Source organism: Bacillus sp. SSR7 (assembly GCF_055902415.1).
In genome coordinates this window covers 153,800-174,243 of the sequence record NZ_JBVVXV010000007.1, presented here as the reverse complement: position 1 = coordinate 174,243, position 20,444 = coordinate 153,800, and the positions used below count along the sequence as shown (strand labels likewise).

Sequence of the window (20,444 nt, the reverse complement as noted above, 5' to 3'; positions counted from 1 at the left end):
ATATAATTCAAATCGTTATACCAATCTCCTTCTAAATTCTTGAAAGGGTTAATTTTCTTTCGTTTTTATAAAGCATAGAAAACAACCTCTACTTTTTGCTTGAAAGTAGAGGTTTTATTTAAATTTTTTATAAAATAACCTCTCTATCAATCACTACCTTAAAAAATTCCGAGTAATACGATAAAGAATAATCCGCTACATCACAATCCCCTTGAAACATACATGTTGAAATACCTAATTCTTTTGCAGGTAATAAATCTAACTCTCTATCACCAATAGCTAAATCAATATTGTGCTTTTTATGCAAATGATCATAAGATAAAGCGTTCGGTTTTCGGGGGAAGCCATCGTCAATTGTAACCATGTCGACGAAGTATTTGTCCCAGCCGTAATATTTTAAAATGTGCATAACCCCTGCCTTATGTTTATGAGTCATAATCACATTTTTATCCGCAAATTTCAGAATTTCCTCCACACCTGCAAAAGGTTTCATATCTTTTGCAGTGATTTTCCCCTTCAAAATTTTAATTTGTTCTTCCTGTTCACATGAAATATTGTAATACTGAATTGCATGAGAGTAAGATATTTTTAAGTTTTTGTATATTTCTTGTTTATCTACTGTATCACCTAATATTTCAGAAAGAATCTTTGTATAAACTGGATACGTATCAAATAACGTACCATCAAAATCCCATAAAATATTCATTATGTTCACCTTCTATTTTCAAATCATTTAATGATTAAATCCGCCCTATCCTTCGGCAATTCCGTTTCTAAGTAATAATCCTCTGCCTTCCAATACCTATTCTCAAACTTTAAAAGGTTCTTCTGCGTTTCCGGACTCTCCCGAAGAAAACGTGTCTCTCTTGGACAATCCAAATACACCATATAGTGAAAGAAATCTCTCCATTCTTTTCGCTGTAGAAAAACACCTTCAATTATAATTACGCCTACTATGGGAATCTGTACTTTTTTCATTTCACATGAGTCTATCTCATCATTATAGAACGGTAATTTTAGTTTTGTTTCATTTTGTAACTTTCGAAAAAATTTCTGCCGAAGCCATTCAATATCCCATTGTAAATAATAGTACTCATACCATTCTTCATATTCAGTGTGATATCGTTTATTACGCTCCACTATATGATCATCAATATGAAAAATATGAAACGGAATGCTTTCCTGTTTCATATTTTCCTTTAAATTTGCAACAAATGTTGTTTTTCCTGAACGACTTAAACCATCTATACCTAAAATGAATCTATTTTCCCTATGTTTCTTCATTATAGTTATAAGTTCGTTTGTACTCATTACTTCTTCCACTCTTCTTTTAATAAAGAATATAAAATCGTATCATGCGCAACTCCATTTTGAACCATATGTTTTCGAAGTAATCCTTCTTCTTGAAATCCTGCTTTACTTAATAATTTTTGAGAAGCTTTATTTTCTACATATACAACAGCAGCAATTCTTATAAGTTGTAATGTTTCAAACCCGTAAGTTAAAATTGCCTGTAACGCTTCCGTTGCATACCCTTGCCCCCAATATGTATCATCTAATTCATAACCAATTTCAGCTCGCTTATGATGATGATTAATTAAATGAAATCCGCACGTTCCGATTAATTGGCCCGTCCCCTTTTTCTCAATTCCCCAGCGAAATACAGTTCCCTCTTCATAACGATTTTTAAACGTTTGAATCGTTGTTTTTGCTTGCTCAATATCTTTGAAAGAATCCATTCCGAAATAACGTATAACAGATTCTTTTGAAAAATAACGGAACATCGTTTCTGCATCTAACAGCGTTAATTCTCTTAATTGTAAACGTTCTGTTTCTAGTTTTGGAAACCCCATCTCTTTTTCTCCTTCTATTCTAATGAACTGCAAATTTCAATATAATTCCCATCTGGATCAGCAATGTACGCAATTGTTTGTCCCCACGGCTTTACAATTGGTTCAACTAAAATCGTAATACCATGTTCTCTAAATTGCTCAATCGTTTCTTGTACATTTTCGACAACGAATCCCAATTCAAAATGGGAAGATTGTAACTCACCTTCTGTAAGTGGTAGTCCCGTTAATTCTTTTACGTCTTGCCGCGTATTCATCGCTAATATGGTAGTACCCGTATTAAATTCAATATATGTACCGTGCTCTGCTTTTATCGGTAACTGTAATACATCTTTATAGAATTTTAAACATTCCTCAAACTTTTCTACGTATAAAATGATGTACTTCATTTTTAAATTCATTTTACTTCCCCCTTTATATCCATCCCTAAAATTTCGACAAAAGTCTTATAAAAACCTTGTTTCCTATAGTAATAAGCACAAAAAAATGAGGCCGATTTCTCGGCCCCCCAGCTTATTGGCATAAAACAGGAGATTTGGTTTGGACATAACCAGTTCGTACTTTTATTATATTTTATTTTTTCTGAATTTTAAATACATTAAACACCTATTTATATTGAGAAAGTTTTTTTGTTTGCATAAAATTAATGAGTTTAAGAAATGCTACAAATGGAGGTGTATACATATGGAACCAATGCTATGTCCAAGTTGTAAAACGAACCGCACTCGCTTTAATATTCTTGAGCAACAAGTAAAACCAGTCAAATTAAATCCACAAACTGGTCAAGTAGAAGAGGAATACACAAATGAAACAATGAATGCTTTTCATATGGCTTATCAAGGACCTACTTATCGTGTCCAATGTGCTGTATGTGGGCTTGTTGAAAATCCAGAGCAATTTATTAAACCTGCTCAAAATCAATCTTTCTAATAAAAACATGATTATCCCTTGTAGAAATAGATTTTTCTACAAGGGATTTTTTCGTTTAATAAGTTAATTAAAATGTATTTCTTCCTTATTATATGTTAAAACCCACACCTTTTTGGTAATATTTACATAAGGGAGGTAAAACAAATGATTTTAAATAAAAAGATAATGCTTCCATCAACATTTCTACTATTAATTTGTCACATAGTCATCTTTTACTTTTGGATCTTCGATTGGAAGAAAATAATGACGCCTTACGGTCTAACAATATAGATTGTTTCTACTATTTGTGGTCTTTTACTTTATTACCATTTTAAAAATCAAAAATCTAATAAATTGATATTAATTGCTAGTTCGTTATTATTAATTATTTCTTCTTTATTTATGATTTTTTTAGGTATTGTTACTGGTATCATCTTTGTAACTGTTAGTTCTATGAATTAAAAAGTTGGTCTTTTATTATATAAAAAAGAATGAACAAAATAAACATATATAAAAATTAGAGATGGTGATTCCCATACAACCTTTGTTAAAATATTTCCTTTTTCAACTTTTTAAGCTTCCTAAATAAATTAATAAATGCATATGAATATATAAAAACTAAAAACCCTACCATACCTTTATATAATCCTGATTCTGATACTCCAAGAAAACATAAGTAAAGTACTGGGATTAACGTTACAAACATAATTGCAACGAACTGTATCAATTCAACAAGTTTTTGTATCTTCGTTTCTTTGTCTGAATAAATATCAGGTAACTCATTTTCCTCGTCTACTTCTTTACAAAAATAATTCCATTTCGCAAAACTCGTTACATGTTTCCAGCCACACATTTCATATATATCAATATATTCTTGTTGTTTTTCTTTCGAATCTTTATAATCCAGTCTAAAATCCGCTTTATATATTACATCTTTCGGTTCAGTTTTCTTAAACCTATACATTACATTATACTTTTGTAAAGCCCATCCTTTTTGATGCATTTTTCTTAAAAAAGCTTCTTCTTTTTCCAAGCTCCATATCGCGAAAGGTTTGAATACCTTCTTTGTCTCCATCTCTCATTCACTCCCCTAATATACTATTCCCATTCCTTACAGATCTCTGCAATCTGTTATACTCTAGCTCTAATACTTCTTTACCAAGTGGCGTTAACTCATAGCACTTCTTTCTATCTGTTGAGGCAACTTCAACAATTAATTTCTCTTTTAATAACTTCGTCGTATTCCCGTATAAAGTTCCAGGACCGAGCTTTACTTCTCCATTTGTCATCTCTTCTACCAATTGCATAATTCCGTAACCGTGCATTGGTTTCACTAGTGATAACAATATGTAATATGTTGCCTCAGTTAACGGAATATATTTTCTCGCTTTCGTATTCATTATAACCACCTCCGATACATCGCTTCATGATATATCGACTTGCGATACATCGTATACCGATATTATATATTCACATTCCAAAATATGCAAGAATATAATTTAATAATTGAATATTTATTTATTTGAATTGAAAAACCGTATAAATTTTCTGAATAATTTGTTAAAATATAGAAATATCCGTTTATATTTTGAAAGGAATGATACATATGATAAATAAATTGAAGGAAAATATAGGATCAGTTTTTGTAGGTAAAGAAAATGTTATCGATCTATTAATCGTTTCCTTGCTTGCTGACGGTCATGTGCTTCTTGAGGATGTACCTGGTACTGGGAAAACGTTACTTGCGAAAACACTTTCAAAAAGTATTGGTGGTAATTTTTCTCGCGTTCAATTTACACCCGATGTACTTCCGAGTGATGTGACAGGTATTGAATACTTCAATCCGAAAACGAGCGAATTCGAGTTAAGACTTGGACCAGTCGTGGCAAATATTTTATTGGCAGATGAAATTAACCGTGCAATGCCAAGAACACAGTCTAGTTTGTTAGAAGCGATGGAAGAGCGACAAGTGACGCTTGAAAAGCAGTCAACTCTTCTTCCAAAACCGTTCTTTGTTATTGCGACGCAAAATCCAATTGAATCACAAGGAACGTTCCCTCTTCCAGATGCACAGCTTGATCGCTTTTTAATGACAATTTCTATAGGTTATCCAAATCCTGAAGATGAACTACAAATGATGCGACGTTTCCGTAACGATGCACCACTAGAAAGTGTCACATCTGTTATTACTTTAGATAATATTTTAGAGGCACAGAAACGAGTGAAAGAAATTTTCGTATCAGAACCGTTAGAACATTACATTATTAAACTTGCTCACGCTACAAGAAATCATGATTATATCGCTAACGGTGTAAGCCCACGTGCCACATTAGCTTTAATACGTGCTGTTCAAGCTTTAGCCTTTTTACGCGAGAGAGAATATTGCACACCAGAAGATATACAATTGTTAGTTCCTTCTGTTTGGAATCACCGTATCGCCTTATCAATGGAAGGCGCATTACGCACAACAAAAAATGATATTATGCAAAAGATTTTAAAAGAAGTGGACGTACCAGTGGAGATTGAGCAAGCATGAATGGACAGCGCGTTGTAACTGTACCTTTATTTTTTCAACTTCATATTATTCAACTATCTGTTCCAGGCGCGATACTATTTACATTTTTTATGCCACAACGAATCATTATGTTTTTCTTTTTCTTCTACTATTTATTTGCGATTTTCATTTATAAATATGTCGCATATATAGAGAAAAAGTTTCAAGTGATAAACGAGAAGCAAACAACTCGTTTATTCCCTAATGAATCTGGACAGTTTTTCATTCATTTAAAAAATGGAGCAAACATACCACTCGTTAACGGTGTTTGTTATTTCCATTTAGACCCGTCTCTACTGCCGCATAAAGATCAAGGAATTGATCAAATATCGAAAACATTATTCTCTTTTCCTTTTTCACAACCTGCTCATTCCATGCAAAAATGGGATTTAACATTAACCGCTACGAAGCGTGGTGTGTTTCAAATTGAACAGTTTGAATGCGTTTTGAAAGATCCTTTTCATCTTTTAACTGTACATTTACCTATTTTCGATAAATTACGGACTGAAATTATTGTGTACCCTTCTCCTAAAGAAGTAGCAGGTTTGCAAGAACTTCAGCAACTTTTAAATGGATCTTATCGAACGAATTTTTCTTTTTACAATGATGAAACATCTATTATCGGTGTGAAACGGTACGAACGTGAGTCTTTCCGTTCTATTCATTGGAAAGCATCTGCTAAAATGCAATCATTACAAGCGAAGCAATATGAACCTGTAAAAAATTATAGTTGGACGATTTGTCTTTCATTAGCTGCCGATCGCGGGTTTGGTTGGAAAGATAATATAGAAGACCTTATTTCCTTTGCAACATACATTTGTCAATACGCTACGAAGCATCAAATACCGTTTGAATTATTTATTAGTGTATTAGCTGAAGGTGGTCCTCTGCACTTACCATTAAATGAAGGGCAAACACATTACGCAAAAGCTTTAGAGGAATTGGCACGTATTTCAGACGATAGCACACTAATTCCGAAACAAGGATTTCTTCATTATACAAATAGAAAAGGAGAACGATCCTCTACAATGATTTACATTGGCTTGCAGAAGAATGGCCTCTATCTTCTATCGCAACCTACGTTTCTCATAAATAACGAAGGGATGGTGGAAAAGCTTGAAAACTTGGCTCTATCACGTTAATGACTTTTTTCTGCTGCTCCTCCTTTCGTTATTAACAGAAAGGGACGAACTTATAGCTATTACTATATTTTTAGCACTAAGCTATATTGGTGTATTTCTAATCCATACATTCACGAAGAAAAAAACGACTGGATTTGTCATACTGTTAATGACTCAAATAATCGGTTGTTCTATCTTTCTCCCTTTCTCTCTATTTGGCACAATTATGTTACCGCTTTTCTTCTTTATCGTACATGTAGTTGGACCAGGATATCCAGTTCAAAAATCGTTAGGTGGTATTGTTTGGTTTGGTGTTTCAGCTATATTTTATGCGCCTTTTCCACCACTCTGGAAGCTATTACTATTAGTTATACACATTATGATTACATTTTGGTTAACTGGGGCAAATCGTAATCAACAGTTATTACGTTTCGCTTCTATTATTACAATTGGTGTAATGAGTATAGTACTTATTCAAGTGTTTCCTTTCATTCGGCTTGTTTTTTCATTTATCATAGAAGCAGTTGCATTAGGGTTCGGATACGCTATTAATCCATTATTTTCAGCAGCCGAGTTAAAAGAAACAGATGATTTTTGGTCGAATAAAGGAAATCTAAAAGACCCTACAATTAAGGATGGATTGGAGCCACATCCTTTTGATCCAACTCTTATAAATAGCATAACCATCATAGCCTGTGCAGCCATCGCTATTTACGTCGTTTGGAAAATAATAAAAAAACGAAAACAATTCAGTTTACCAAATATGCCTGCCTTCGAATCTACTATTATTACCGATAAAGAAGGTATAACCCAAAACCGATTTAAACGAAACAAGCCGCCACATAATGAAATTCGAAAAGAAATTTTTAAGCTTGAGAGTAAGTTAATTCCTCCTTTAAATAGAAAGCGAGGAGAAACTGTTGAAACATGGTTAGGAAGAATAAATTGTAAAGAGGATGTAAATATTGAGAGTCATATTATTATAAATGCTTATAATGCAGTGCGTTATTCTAATGAGGAAAACACCGTACTTTTGCAGGAATTTAAGGATGAAATTCATAAGCTTTACATGTATCAGAAGGGTTTAAAAAAAAGGAAGAAATAACACAACAAAAAGACTCCTATTTTCATAGGAGTCTTTTTATACTTCTACGTTACTTTTTAAATTGAGGCGTTTTTTCCTGCTTCAATCTCTAATGACTCTTCATGCCACCAAAGTGTTTCTTCAGGGTCTTCTTTAGCGATTTGGTGTGCTTCTTTCTTCGTTTCTACTGTAGGATATGAACCTTTTAGCGCACGTCCTGATGTTGTAACGAATAGGACACTAAATACAACTAATCCAATAATACTTACACCTGTTAAATAAAATGCCGGTGCGAGCGGGTTACCAGTCGCATGAACTAAGTATGAACATACGAGCGGTGTAGTTCCACCGAATATCGATACTGAAATATTAAATGAGATCGAAAGTGCTCGATAACGTACATCGGTGAAAAAGAGTGATGGTAATAATGAAGGTAATGTTCCTTCATACACACTTAGGAAGAAACCTAATACGAAAATACCTGCAAATATAGCTGCAATATGTCCGTTTCCTATTAGTAAAAATGCTGGAATTGCAAATACAGTTAAACCAAGCAAACCAATTTGCACAACACGTTTATTACCAATTTTATCACTTAATTTACCGAAATATAGTGCTAGTGGAATCATAAGTGCCATCGTAATAGAAATAATTAATAAGCCTGTTGTTTCTTCAACTTTAAGTACTTGAGTTAGATAAGAAGGAATATACGAAAGAATCATATAATTCGTAATATTAAAGAAGGCGACAATTACTGTGCTTAATAAGAAGTCTTTTTTGTGATATTTCATAATATCCATAAATGAAAATTGTTCATTGTCTTCAGATTCCTCTTGTGCTTTTTCCATCTCTTCAAAGATTGGAGATTCATCTAGATGACGACGTAAGTATAAACCGACCAAACCAATTGGTGCAGCTATTAAGAACGGAATACGCCAGCCCCAGCTGAGCATCTGCTCATCTGTTAACAATAACGTCAAAATGGTAACAATTACCGATGCAGCAATGTAACCTGAGAGTGTTCCAATTTCAAGACCACTACCGAGTATACCACGCTTTTTATCTGGAGAAGATTCTGCGATATAAACCATTGCACCTGAATATTCGCCGCCTGTAGAGAAGCCTTGAATCATTCGGGCAACTAAAAGTAGTATTGGTGCCCATACACCAATTTGTTCATAGGTTGGTAGTAATGCGATGAATAATGTAGAAAGTGCCATTAAAATAATAGTAGTACTTAACACGATTTTTCGGCCGTACTTATCTCCTATTCTACCAAAGAATACACCCCCGATTGGTCGAACGAGAAAGGCTGCAGCAAATGTACCAAATGTAAGTACAAGTTGCAATCCACTATTATCAACACCTGAGAAGAATAATTGACTTAAAATTACCGCTAAATACGCGTATAATCCGAAGTCAAACCACTCCATTGCATTCCCTATACCAGTAGCAACTACTGCTTTCCTGGCTTGTTTAGGATTGACAATATTAACGTCTTGAGGTTCAAAATTTAAATCATTATTTTGTTGCATATAATAAAACAGCTCCTTATTTAATTTAACTTCTTTAAGCACACCTTCTCTTATTGAATAAAATTAATTCGAAGCACTTAAGGAAAATTAACGTCTCCTTATCTGTTATTATTGTTTCACATAATTAATTATTTGTCCAATGAGATGCTCTCTAGGTTAAGTAATTTTCTATTTTAAAAAGCTGAAGAAGCCGCTAAAATAGCGCCTTCTTCAGCTTTTTATATTTTTTTATATTTTTTTAAATACTTGCTGTAGTAGCTATGTTATGAATACAGGAAATAAACTCATAAGTGAATGCGTCAATTTCCTCTTTCGTAATAATATACGGTGGAAGTAATCGAATAATATTCCCTTGTGTTACATCGACTAGCATTCCTTTATTCATTAACTCAATCTGTAATTTCTTCACATTTTCATTCGTGTCATTCACACTTATCCCAAACATCATCCCCGCATGACGCACTTCCTGAATATAATAAGAATTTTCTTTCTGAATGTCTAGCAGTTTGTCATTCAAATATAGTGACGTTTCATAAGCTTCTTGCATTAACCCATCATCAATTAATGTATTTAATACAGTTAATCCTAAAGCCGTTCCCATTGATGAATGAGCAAATGTTGTGCCGTGATCTCCTGGCGCAAATACATCACATAACCTTTCACCTACAATAATTCCGCCAAGTGGTATCCCGCCTCCTGCACCTTTACCAATTTGAATAATATCTGGTGTAATATTGAAATTTTGATAAGCGAATAGTTTTCCTGTTCTCCCCATACCACTTTGAACTTCATCAACGATAAGTAGTACATTATATTTCTCACATAAGTTTTGAACACCATGTAAATATTCACCCGATAATGGATAAATCCCCCCGCTTCCTAATACAGGTTCTAACAGAATCGCTATTGGATTTTCATTTATAATTGTTTCTTCTAATTGCTCTATATTCTCGCGCTCAACTTCATATACCGGGATCGATGTTTTAGGAAAATTTTGATACACACTTTCTTGTCTCGTAAAATGAAGTGCTCCTATCGTACGCCCGTGAAAACTATTCTTCAACACTACGATTCCTTCACGTTCTTCCTGCGTAATAGCTCTATATTTATCAATTAATTTCAACGTTGTTTCTGTCGCTTCCGTACCAGAGTTTGTAAAAAAGACCTTTCCGTTTTTTAAAGAGCAATCAACTAATTTCTTTGCATATTCAATCGCAACTGGATTTAAAAAATGAAACGGTAGATGCAACGACTTCGTAACTTGATCCATCGTTGTTTGTACGATTTTCGGGTGATTGTATCCTAATACATTTACTCCGACACCAGAAAATAAATCTATATACTCTTTACCATCCACATCATACAGCTTACACCCTTCTCCTCTTTCTATCGCAAGCTTTGTACGACAGTACGTTGACATCATATACTCTTTATCTAATTGAAACCAATCCGACATGTTACATTCCTCCCAGTTATTTTCCCTGTTTTATTTATGTTCATTTTCTATAAAGTCATGTATAAATTCATTTTTAAGATTGAAATTTTAATAGTAATGTTCTTCCCGATATTCATTTTTCCATAATTTCTTCTATTTCAACAGGTCCACTACATACGCGTTTTTTTCATCTAGCGGTCTGTTACTAGTTTGAACTTAACGTGTTATACATAATCAGGGCTATAAAATCATATTTAGTATCAATGGACAAAAAAGATTTGGAGGCTATATTGATGGATGAAAACTATGAAAAACAGAGGCAATCTTTACTAGGGAAAGACTTTAATGATAATGGAGAACGTAATGAACAAGCTATAATTCACTCTCAAACAGTTGGTTCACGTGGACCTGTTCTAGAGCAAGATAGTGTGCTTCACGAGGCGTTACAAGAATTTATTCACGAAAAAATTTTAGAAAGACCTGTTCATGTAAAAGGATTTGGTGCGTTCGGTTATTTTCAAACAATCTATCCAATGCCCGAACATACAAAACTAAATTTCCTACAAAACGCTAATGAGAAAGTTCCCGTTATGGTGCGATTTTCATTAGCTGTTAGTACGAAAGGAACACCTGATACTGCTAGAAATGTACGCGGTTTTTCTACAAAATTTTATACAAAAGAAGGTATTTTCGATCTATTATGTAATCACATTCCTGTCTTTTCTGTTCGCGATCCGATGCGTTTCCCTGAAACAATTCAAGCGTTGTCACCTTCCCCTAAAAATAACTTAATAGACCCTAATAGATTTTGGAGTTTTGTCGCTAGAGCACCTGAATCCATACATTTCGTTGTCCGTTTGTACTCTGATAATGGTACGGCCAAAAGCCTTCGCCGCATCCCAGGACATAGTGTAAATACATATGTTTGGAGAAATGCAGACGGTAATCGAAAGTATGTAAAGTATCATTGGTACCCATTTGAAGGTGTACAATTCATTACTAGTGAGGAAGCAAATAAACTGGCTGCTGAAAACCCAGATTATAGCGGGAAAGATTTATATGATGCAATTGCAAATGGTAAACCAGTGGAATATGGTTTATATGTCCAGCTCATGGATCCGAAAGATGAAGCACACCTATCCTATGATCCTTTAGATGACACAAAAGTATGGGATGAAAAGACGTATCCTCTTATACCAGTCGGGAAAATGGTATTAAATAAAAATCCTGAAAATTTTATGGAACAAGTAGAGAAAGTCGCATTCTCCCCTTCTAATTTACTGGATGGTGCAGAACTATCAGATGATAAAATGTTGCAAGGACGCGCGAACATTTATAGTGATTCTCAAAGAAGAAGAATTGGTCCCGAATTTCGGAAATTAACGATTAACAAGCAAAAAGATTGGACACCTGCTAATCAAATAACAAGCGGTGACGGAAGGTACGTTGAAGGTAAACTTGAAAGAACTTCTATAACGAAACAAGATGACTTTACGCAGGCTGGTGAATTTTATGCAAAGTTAAAACCAATAGAAAAAGAACATCTTGCTGAAAACTTAGCTGGTGATTTGAAAGTTATATCCAATGATATTAGGAAGATAGTTTTGGGGTATTTCAATCAAGTATCAACTGATTTAAAAGCAAGCATTGAGACAAAAATGAAAGAGCATTAAGAAGATTAAAACATGCTTTACGAATGAGAATTCCAAGCAATATTAATTATTTTCTTGTCAAAATCTAATGAGGTTATCTAATTTAACAATATAAAATCAATATACCCTTGTTCTATAATTAGAACAAGGGTATATTGAAGTAGTTTAATGTTTAACATTAAATACCTTACTCAGCTAAAAAATACAATAAGTAGCCTTTCAAAACAAACTATAGTAAACTATTTTACTTGCACCGTATAATTCCCTGCTCCACCACCATACTTATATACACTTAAGTAATATTTCCCTGGCTTTGCATTATAATTTCCAAGCAATTTATTCCCATCACGTTTTGTTGCATAAGCTACATAATTATTTAAATCTGATTCAGAATATAATACCCAGTTCAGTCCAAGATTTTGTTCGTTCGTAACAGAAATCTGTAAATCTTTTTGATCCTTTACATCAATAACAAATTTATCCCCCTGATCTTGATCGCTCAAGGTTCCTCTTAACAAAATATTCAAAGATAGTGGGTTTGCTGTTTCAAATGAATTATTTGGTTCTTTTTCTACCGCCGTACCTTCTTCCGTATTCACTCCGCTAAACACAACATCATATTCATATTGTCCAGCATTATTTACACGGTAATTTACAAAATAAGCAGTCAATGTTTTATATCCAGTCCACTCTTTTCCTGAAAGACGTTTCAACATATCATTTGTTGCTTCATTCATCACTTTCCAGTCCTCAACTTCTCCTTTAGCTGCACTTCCTGTATATGTCCCCTGTAGTGTAAATGTATTAAAGAATTGTGATTTATTCTTTGTTACTTTCACATCTTTTAATTTCGCTTCATTCGTAATATCTGAAGTAACGTCCGAAAGCGATTTTGGATCATGCTGAGTTAAATACTCATCTGATACTTGTGGAATTGTATACTTATCGCGATTATCAATAAGCATTTGCATATAAGATTGATATTCTTCATTTAACTTATTATCTTTGCTTAAAGTAGCACGGTATGCATCGTAACTTGAAACATCATTTGCGCGAATTAAATCATGCACTTTATCAAACATTTCTGGGCGCTTATTATACATATATGATTGCAGTGCAAACGAATAATTATAAAAATCCCACGTTCCATATTTCGCATTTAATGTTTGTGATGCTGTATAACGTTTTGCAGGATCATTAGATAACCCGCCAATTATACTTTTTCGCGGTACTACACTATCTAATCGCGTTGCACCTGCAAAGAACTCTGCATTCCCTTCTTCAAACCATGTTAAACGTTCATTTTGATACATTTCCCCTTGGCCCCATAATCCCTGAACTTCGTACCTTCCCTGTAAGTAGTGCGTAAATTCATGGCGGAACAATTCTTCCAAACTATAAATACTTTGCTCTGGTGTACGTTCATATGTAAAGAAAGTCCCTGTCCCTTCAATATAAATCCCACCATTATTCGTTTCATATCCGTACAGTTGACGATTAAATTGATACTCATCTGGGCTATTATAAATAACCATCGTTAACACATCATCAGCATGTCCACTTTCAAGTGGTTTATCGCTACCAACTGTACGATAAAATTGCGAACGCACTTCTTTTGCCGCCCAGTATAGACGTTTAATTTTCTCTTCACTAACTTTATCCCCAGCTTTAAGGACAATTGCTCCATCATCAAACGTATACGTTTTCGGTAAATATTTCTTTTTACCCTCTTCTCGAATTTGATCTAAATTTACAGTTTTTCCGTTCGCATCTATTCCTCCATAATTTGTAGTAATTTGTTCTGCCGCAACAAAGTATTGCTCCCCTAAATATGGATAAACTCGCATTGCATCTGTAACAACTTGTTGCCCTTTTGTCGGCGTGCTATGAAGCTTGCCCAATCGGCCAGCATAGTAAATTCCATTATTAATTAACCATCCGTTTTTATTTGTTACTGTACCAAGTAGTGCAAAACGATTTACTTCATTAATAAAGTTATCAATATTTCGAAACCACATCGTATCTTTCGGCTCTTTTCCAGTCGTGTACATATCCGTCTGAATATCAAAGTCAATTCCCTTCATCAACTCATATATAGCGTCTCCTTTTGTTCGGTCTTCAATGAAAGTTGCAAGGTTATCGTTATATTGTTTAAAAATTTCACCTGCGTATAAAACCGTTTCAACATCTGCTGATGCATTTCCAATTAATTTTCCATATGATGCAATTACTTTATTTTGTTCTGATGTACCAAGTTTGAAATTTGGATTTTTTGCAATTGTTTTTAAAGCTGGTAAACATTTATCATGGTAGCTACGCTCATTTAGTTTGCTTAATTCATCATGGTAAAAACCTAAATAAAATGCTGCACGTAGAGCTTCTACTAATGTTTCAATCCCTTTTGAATCATCTTTCGTATAAGCTTGTCCTTGTTCTGCTAGTTTATTAATAATTGCTTGCATTCGGCTATCATCTTGATAGAATTTAAGACTATCACTATTAAACTGAAATAATTCCGGAATTTGATACCATTTAATTGTCACAAGAAGATCAGTTAATTGTTTATTATTTAATTGATTTAACTCAGCCATTGAATACTTTTTTTCTTCAATTAACGGTTTAATATTATCGGCTGGTGCTAGTGGACGCTGCGATAAATCCGCTAATTTTAACCGTTTTGTAAAAGATGCATTTTCTTGTATTTTTGAAGGGTGTGCCAATTCATCAACAGATTTCTGTATTCCTACCGGTTCCATTTGTAATACGTTCTTCACATTTTTCTCTTTTGTTTCTGCTTGAATTTGCAAACCATTACATGTTATAGTCACTAGTCCAACACCAAGAATCCACTTAGAAATTTTCGAATATTTAACCATACCATTGCCCCCTAATAATTTAAAAGAAAATTCTGAATTTTAATTTCAAAAAACTACTTATTTATATGTATTTACAGTTCCCCTATAAATACAACTATGATTAATAATGCAATAGTAGCTTGTTTTATACTATTACGAGTACAGATTCCTTACATACAATCTCCCTTCCTTACATTTAATATAAGCAAAAACTGTGCCAATCATATTTCTTATGAATAGCTAACATTCTTTTATAAATACTGTAGAATAAAATATACATAGGTGGTTCGGCAATGTATAAATCATTTGACACAAAATCTAATGTTTATGAAAAACAAATTCATTGAATGTTATAAGTTCATTAGCCAGTATATAATTTTCAACTAACAATATCCCCAATTTTTAAATCTCTCAAAAAAGGTAAACAAACATATTCCATAAAGCTAATATGTTCGTTTACCTTTTTCTATTTCAAATTAACAGCAAAATATCGTTGAATAAAAACAGCATTCATAAGTATTTTGTTATTCATTTCTCTTTTTTAAATAATCTTTTTCACATTGTAACGGCTTAAATTTCACTTTTTTCCCTTTCTTCTTTTTCGTTTTTATAACGACCCATTCCCCTTTTTCTACATCTAGGTTTAAGTGTTTCATTACATTTATATTATCTTTTTCTTTATAAAGTAAAAATGCTTCTTGCGCCCTCACAAATAAGCTAGGCTGCTCGCTAAATCCACCACTATCATAAATTTTAGTTAGCGAATTATAATAAGAATCATTTTCCTTTCCACCATACATCAAATGGGCAGCCTCCAGATCTCTTTTACTTACTTCCCAAAAACTATGTTTATCAATATTTAAATTAAATGTGGATTTAATGTCCTGTATTATATTCTTCACATACTTTTCATCTCGAATTTTCCTTTCCTCAAGACAATCCGAAGATAACCTTGGTGCATCTGATTGGGAATGTACAACATGTTGTATTGATACACACAGAATAAATATGCTTAAAATGTATAATGTTTTTTTCATATTTACATATCACCTCAAATGATTTATATACTGTATCATTTGAGGCTTGCAATATTCTTATGCTAGAAATGAGAAAGATCCTATAAAATAAATCTTTCATAGGATCTTTCCGTCTAATATTGATTTATTACATTCACCGGCGAAGCAACTACCCTTCCACTTTTTACGTCATATAGCCCTATAGGCGTTACCCGTATAAAAGGCAAGTGCGTCGCAGAAAAGAATAAAATTGTAAATGCTGGATCATCATACGCGTAGCCACGCTCTTGCAATAATTTCACCATCTGTTTCTCTTCTTGTATTAATTCACTCATTTTTAAATTAGACATAATCCCGAGCAATGGTAATGCTATTTCATGTATTACTTCATTCTTTTCAGCTATGGCCATTCCCCCGCCAAGCTCTTTTATCCTATGAAAAGCTGTAAGCATATCTCCTTTACTCTTTCCAATAAGAATGATGTCACCTGTACCAGAATAAGAGCTAGCAAGCCCACCTAGTTCTTTCGCAAAACCTTTCACAACTGTATTCACTCGCCAACTGCCATCACGAGCAATCATCATAAGGAAACATTCATCATGATCTGTGGACAATTCATCACAGTCTATGTTGATTTCACTAGCATATGGCTTTGTTATAACGTTATTTAATAAGTGTATCCCCGTTTTATTAGAGAAAGTCATATCCTCTTTTTCTATGGACCAATCTAAGGATAATGGAGTTACTTTACATTTACTCCAGTCTATACGTAATGCTTCATGTGTATTTACACCGTCACGCTTCACCCATTTCCCCTTTGCAATAACGCTTGTTGGTACTGGATTTTCTTTACTTTCTAAAATATTGATATTGGCAATTCTCCCTGTTGCAATCGAACCATGTATATGCTCCATATTATAATAACGAGCAATATTATAACTTGCCATATGATACGCATCTATTACTGGAACACCTTGCTTTATAGCAATAGTAATCATTACATTCGTCATTCCGTTTTCATAACAGGACGGATGGGAACCGTCTGTTGTGAAAATGAATCTATCAAATTGCTTCACACCTAATTCTAGTAATTCTTTCAGTAAAACTTCTAAATCTGGTCGGATCGAAGAGTTTCGAAGAGAAACAGTGTAACCTTGCATAAGACGAGTTAACGCCTCTTGTCCTGTCATCGCTTCATGATCACAGTCTGTACCTAACAGTTTTAATTTTGCTAACGTTGCTTCTGATGCTCCTGGGAAATGTCCTTCTACTTTTTTCTGTAATCGCTTTGTTTCCTGCACCCAAGTTAGCATTTCATCATCGCCATGTAATAATTTTGGCCATGCTGTTAGCTCTCCTCCTTGAAGAACTGCTTCATGCTGTAGCCACTCTATTATTTCTTCACTATTAAATAAAGATTCCCCATTTTGCAATTCAGTTTGTCCATCAAAACGGCACCACCAATACATACTAGCTGGAAGCTTTTTAAATTCATCTAATAAATGAAATGATTCTTCACGCTTTAATGTGAAAAATAGAGTTAAATTATCATTAATAAAAGTTGTTGTCCCGGATTGCATCGCATGATTCGCTAACGTCTCTGGATTATATAATTGATATGGATGTGCATGCGGTTCTATGTAACTAGGAACAACATACTTTCCATCACAATCAATGACTTCACATTCATATAGTTGCTCTGGCAACTTTTCTCCTACATATATAATACGGTCATCATAAATCCAAATATTTGCTTGCATCCATTCACGTATATAGGAATTTAAGTATGTTGCATTCTTTAATAATTTGTGTGGACTTCTTGTACCGTCTATTATTTCAACATGTTCTCGTAATTGCTTGTTACTCCATCTAAACTGATTTTGTCCCAATGTATTTCACTCCAAATCAATTTACTTTTTTATTAAAACAAAATAATTAACAAACTAAAGTATTATCCATTCATAACTCCCCTGTATAGCCCCTATACCTCTCATTATATGGAATACTCCCAAAGATAACAATTTTCAAAACAAACAACACCTCTTTGTCCCACAACAAAAAGGATGTCATGCAACTTACATCCTTTTTATACTAAACTATAAGATTGAATTGCACTTTGAAATACACTTGTATCATATTTATGTTCTACATATACTTAATACCATATCATGGATGTTAATACTGTCCTTATTTGTGAAATTTAAAAAGCATCTCTTTTATTTACAACTATTGCAGAAACCTATTCGCTTTTTCTTCATCTATTTATTAAATTCAACTTGCATCATTTTATCAAACTGTGTAAGAATATCAACCGGACCTAAAGAGTTAACATTGACAGCAAATGTATGCTTGCCTCCAATTACTCCACCAGCAAAAGTCATAAACCCAGGAATTGATCCTCCGTGCCCCCATACTGAGACACCATTTGGAAGTTTAGTCTCATAGATTCCAAGACCATATCCATCCCCAACCCCTTTTCCTTCTACAGGAACTGTAGTAAGCATTTCTTTTAACTCGCGTTCCTTCAGTAACTTACCACCGAGTAAAGATGAAAAGAACTTGTTTAAATCATCCGCATTAGAAATCATATCTCCAGCTGCATTAGCTAAACTCGGATTATAATACGTAATGTCTTTCAACTCGCCTGTTTCTTCCATTTTCACATATCCACGAGCATGATTCTTTCCTGGGATGACGGGTGAATTTCCTGGTAAAAACGTATTTGGCAAGTCCAGAGGTTCAATAATTCGCTTTTCAATTTCTTCCGCATAACTATTACCAGTTATTTTTTCAATTAGCATTCCCAATATTACATATCCTGTGTTTGAATACAACCAGTCTTTGCCAGGCGAGAAATCTGGAGGCAGAGAAAGGCCTATTTTCACTATTTCTTCTGCTGTATACGTTTTTTTCGAATTCATTACGTCAGCGTCTTTTGACTTTAAGTATTCAGCGATACCACTCGTATGATTCAAAAGTTGTCGTATCGTAATTTGATTTCCATCATACCCATTTCCTTGCACGAGACCCGGCAGCCACTTTTCAATTGGATCGTCAAGTTGTACGCGATTTTCTCCTACTAATTGAAGAACAGTCGTGGCAGTAAAAGTTTTCGTCACACTACCAATCCGAAAGCGAAAATCTGATTTCACCGGTTTCTTTGTAATTAAATCCGCCACGCCAGCAGTATAACTATTAACTTTCCCTTTATTAGACGTCTTAGCTAATACCCCCGGTGCCCCAATTTGTAGTGTTTCCTGCATTACTTGTTTCCATCCATTCCGATTCTTTTGATTAGGTTCTTGTGACGAATGAGAAATATTTTGAGTAGATTCTGCTTTTACAGTAAAACCAGGTGTAAATAGAGTAGTACCCGCTAATAAAACTGTCAAACTCGCTAACTTCATTGAATTACATTTTTTCATAAGGTTTTCTCTCCCCTATTCATATCGTATTGATTCAAGCTATACTTTTATCCTATATGATAAAACTCTCTTTTTTCTTATCCATTCCTTAAGAAATACTTACGTTCAAAGTTTGATACAATCTGCTGAGAAAGAATTATGTATGAAAATAAAAAGGGCATAAAAAATAAGGAAAGTCCCTTAACCTCCCCCGTTTTTATTTCACCTTATCTTAATTATTTTAAGATGAGTCATTGTGTTCGTATTAAAATGAATAAAAAAGAACGTGTTTTCATTTTTTATGTAAACACGTTCTCTTTTATTTAAACAACTAATCTATATTCACCTTTACCATCCTGCACTAGCGTTCATACCATTTCCGATAATAGAAAGTAATAGTGGCCATAATACTGGTCCTAACGTAAGAAGTAGATTTAGAAGTATAAGTATTCTATATACACCGGTGAAATTATGATTTTTATGATTAACAAATACGAGACTGACTAATGATAGTATGGTCGTTAAAAATAACACTAACATTACCAACCAATACCACACCATTAAACTGAGACTCCATGGTGTTAATAGCTCGTGTATGATACAAAATGAGATTCCTAATACAGCAAAACTAAAGCTAGTCACCGCTGTTTTTATAAGCCATTTACTTATTTTTTTATCGTATGTAGTTTTACAATATAAATCTATTAAAGTATATAAAGATAAATATGCCATTAATACGCCTATCCAAGACAATAACCAGTCTCCTTCCCCTTTGAATAATAAGAACAGCAACCAACACATACTTACTGCAGAAAAAACAAAGGAAATAAGTATGCTTTTCAATACTGATTTCATTACATTTTCACACCCTTAAAAACTTAAAAATTAAGTATATTTTATAAAAATTAAGTATAGGTTAACACGGAATGAAGTATAAGTAAATAATGTTCATTTTGTTTACCTATTTAAATACGGTTTCATATAAGAAAATAATTCATGTTAATCAAATTTCCGTATAAAAAAAGAAAA

General features: G+C 33.6%; 18 protein-coding genes and 1 pseudogene. 6 read left to right on the top strand and 13 right to left on the bottom strand.

Annotation, left to right across the window (positions count from 1 at the left end):
- Nucleotides 1-127 precede the first annotated feature (127 nt).
- The 4 genes from AC0NJG_RS15355 to AC0NJG_RS15340 are packed head-to-tail and all read right to left on the bottom strand — an operon-like array spanning nt 128 to nt 2,251.
- Nucleotides 128-706, bottom strand: a complete 579-nt coding sequence (locus AC0NJG_RS15355) for an HAD-IA family hydrolase (protein ID WP_088327523.1) — start codon at nt 704-706, stop codon at nt 128-130.
- Nucleotides 707-729: 23 nt separating this feature from the next.
- Complete coding sequence (locus AC0NJG_RS15350) at nt 730-1,311, bottom strand: kinase (RefSeq protein ID WP_000106116.1); 582 nt, start codon at nt 1,309-1,311, stop codon at nt 730-732.
- Nucleotides 1,311-1,853: a GNAT family N-acetyltransferase gene (locus tag AC0NJG_RS15345; RefSeq protein ID WP_087953290.1), complete on the bottom strand. Its 543-nt coding sequence runs from the start codon at nt 1,851-1,853 to the stop codon at nt 1,311-1,313. Before AC0NJG_RS15345 ends, AC0NJG_RS15350 begins: the two co-directional genes overlap by 1 nt.
- 14 nt (nt 1,854-1,867) lie before the next feature.
- Entirely contained in the window at nt 1,868-2,251 is a 384-nt protein-coding gene (locus AC0NJG_RS15340) for a VOC family protein (protein ID WP_087953289.1), read from the bottom strand.
- A gap of 283 nt (nt 2,252-2,534) precedes the next feature.
- Here AC0NJG_RS15340 and AC0NJG_RS15335 point away from each other — a divergent pair, with 283 nt between their 5' ends.
- Nucleotides 2,535-2,780, top strand: a complete 246-nt coding sequence (locus AC0NJG_RS15335; protein WP_000433609.1) for a hypothetical protein — start codon at nt 2,535-2,537, stop codon at nt 2,778-2,780.
- Between the two features lie 144 nt (nt 2,781-2,924).
- Nucleotides 2,925-3,221, top strand: a pseudogene (locus AC0NJG_RS15330) (hypothetical protein).
- A gap of 85 nt (nt 3,222-3,306) precedes the next feature.
- On the opposite strand, the gene AC0NJG_RS15325 reads toward AC0NJG_RS15330, so the two are convergent.
- Both AC0NJG_RS15325 and AC0NJG_RS15320 read right to left on the bottom strand, forming a co-directional pair.
- Complete coding sequence (locus AC0NJG_RS15325) at nt 3,307-3,762, bottom strand: DUF2812 domain-containing protein (protein WP_306299056.1); 456 nt, start codon at nt 3,760-3,762, stop codon at nt 3,307-3,309.
- 79 nt (nt 3,763-3,841) lie between these two features.
- Nucleotides 3,842-4,159, bottom strand: a complete 318-nt coding sequence (locus AC0NJG_RS15320) for a PadR family transcriptional regulator (protein WP_060631323.1) — start codon at nt 4,157-4,159, stop codon at nt 3,842-3,844.
- A 206-nt stretch (nt 4,160-4,365) separates the two neighbouring features.
- On the opposite strand from AC0NJG_RS15320, the gene AC0NJG_RS15315 reads away from it, so the two are divergent.
- From AC0NJG_RS15315 to AC0NJG_RS15305, 3 genes are read left to right on the top strand one after another with little or no spacing between them, the layout of a single operon-like run.
- Nucleotides 4,366-5,295 (top strand): AAA family ATPase, encoded by a 930-nt coding sequence (locus AC0NJG_RS15315; protein ID WP_087953286.1) that lies wholly within the window; start codon nt 4,366-4,368, stop codon nt 5,293-5,295.
- Nucleotides 5,292-6,455, top strand: coding sequence for a DUF58 domain-containing protein (locus AC0NJG_RS15310; RefSeq protein WP_087953285.1), 1,164 nt, complete (start codon nt 5,292-5,294; stop codon nt 6,453-6,455). Before AC0NJG_RS15315 ends, AC0NJG_RS15310 begins: the two co-directional genes overlap by 4 nt.
- On the top strand, nt 6,430-7,539 hold the full coding sequence (locus tag AC0NJG_RS15305; RefSeq protein WP_143881251.1) for a DUF4018 domain-containing protein: 1,110 nt from the start codon (nt 6,430-6,432) through the stop codon (nt 7,537-7,539). Before AC0NJG_RS15310 ends, AC0NJG_RS15305 begins: the two co-directional genes overlap by 26 nt.
- 56 nt (nt 7,540-7,595) lie before the next feature.
- Here AC0NJG_RS15305 and AC0NJG_RS15300 read toward each other — a convergent pair whose 3' ends face one another.
- Complete coding sequence (locus AC0NJG_RS15300; protein ID WP_001186943.1) at nt 7,596-9,053, bottom strand: MFS transporter; 1,458 nt, start codon at nt 9,051-9,053, stop codon at nt 7,596-7,598.
- 238 nt (nt 9,054-9,291) lie between these two features.
- Nucleotides 9,292-10,509 (bottom strand): aspartate aminotransferase family protein, encoded by a 1,218-nt coding sequence (locus tag AC0NJG_RS15295; RefSeq protein WP_474063201.1) that lies wholly within the window; start codon nt 10,507-10,509, stop codon nt 9,292-9,294.
- A gap of 242 nt (nt 10,510-10,751) precedes the next feature.
- Between AC0NJG_RS15295 and AC0NJG_RS15290 the strand changes: the two genes are divergently transcribed.
- Complete coding sequence (locus tag AC0NJG_RS15290; protein WP_140168749.1) at nt 10,752-12,161, top strand: catalase; 1,410 nt, start codon at nt 10,752-10,754, stop codon at nt 12,159-12,161.
- 218 nt (nt 12,162-12,379) lie between these two features.
- Here the strand turns inward: AC0NJG_RS15290 and colA are convergent, their stop codons facing one another.
- From colA to AC0NJG_RS15265, 5 genes are all read right to left on the bottom strand, one after another.
- Nucleotides 12,380-15,016 carry a collagenase ColA gene (gene colA, locus AC0NJG_RS15285; protein ID WP_088327529.1) on the bottom strand — a complete coding sequence of 879 codons (2,637 nt, stop codon included), beginning with the start codon at nt 15,014-15,016 and terminating at the stop codon, nt 12,380-12,382.
- Nucleotides 15,017-15,519: 503 nt separating this feature from the next.
- Complete coding sequence (locus AC0NJG_RS15280; protein WP_088327530.1) at nt 15,520-16,032, bottom strand: hypothetical protein; 513 nt, start codon at nt 16,030-16,032, stop codon at nt 15,520-15,522.
- 113 nt (nt 16,033-16,145) lie between these two features.
- Entirely contained in the window at nt 16,146-17,900 is a 1,755-nt protein-coding gene (locus AC0NJG_RS15275) for an adenine deaminase C-terminal domain-containing protein (protein ID WP_474063200.1), read from the bottom strand.
- 369 nt (nt 17,901-18,269) lie between these two features.
- Nucleotides 18,270-19,436 (bottom strand): serine hydrolase domain-containing protein, encoded by a 1,167-nt coding sequence (locus AC0NJG_RS15270; protein WP_143881254.1) that lies wholly within the window; start codon nt 19,434-19,436, stop codon nt 18,270-18,272.
- A 327-nt stretch (nt 19,437-19,763) separates the two neighbouring features.
- The gene (locus AC0NJG_RS15265) at nt 19,764-20,270 is read right to left on the bottom strand and encodes a DUF3902 family protein (RefSeq protein WP_087953277.1); all 507 of its coding nucleotides are present in this window, start codon (nt 20,268-20,270) and stop codon (nt 19,764-19,766) included.
- Nucleotides 20,271-20,444 lie beyond the last annotated feature (174 nt).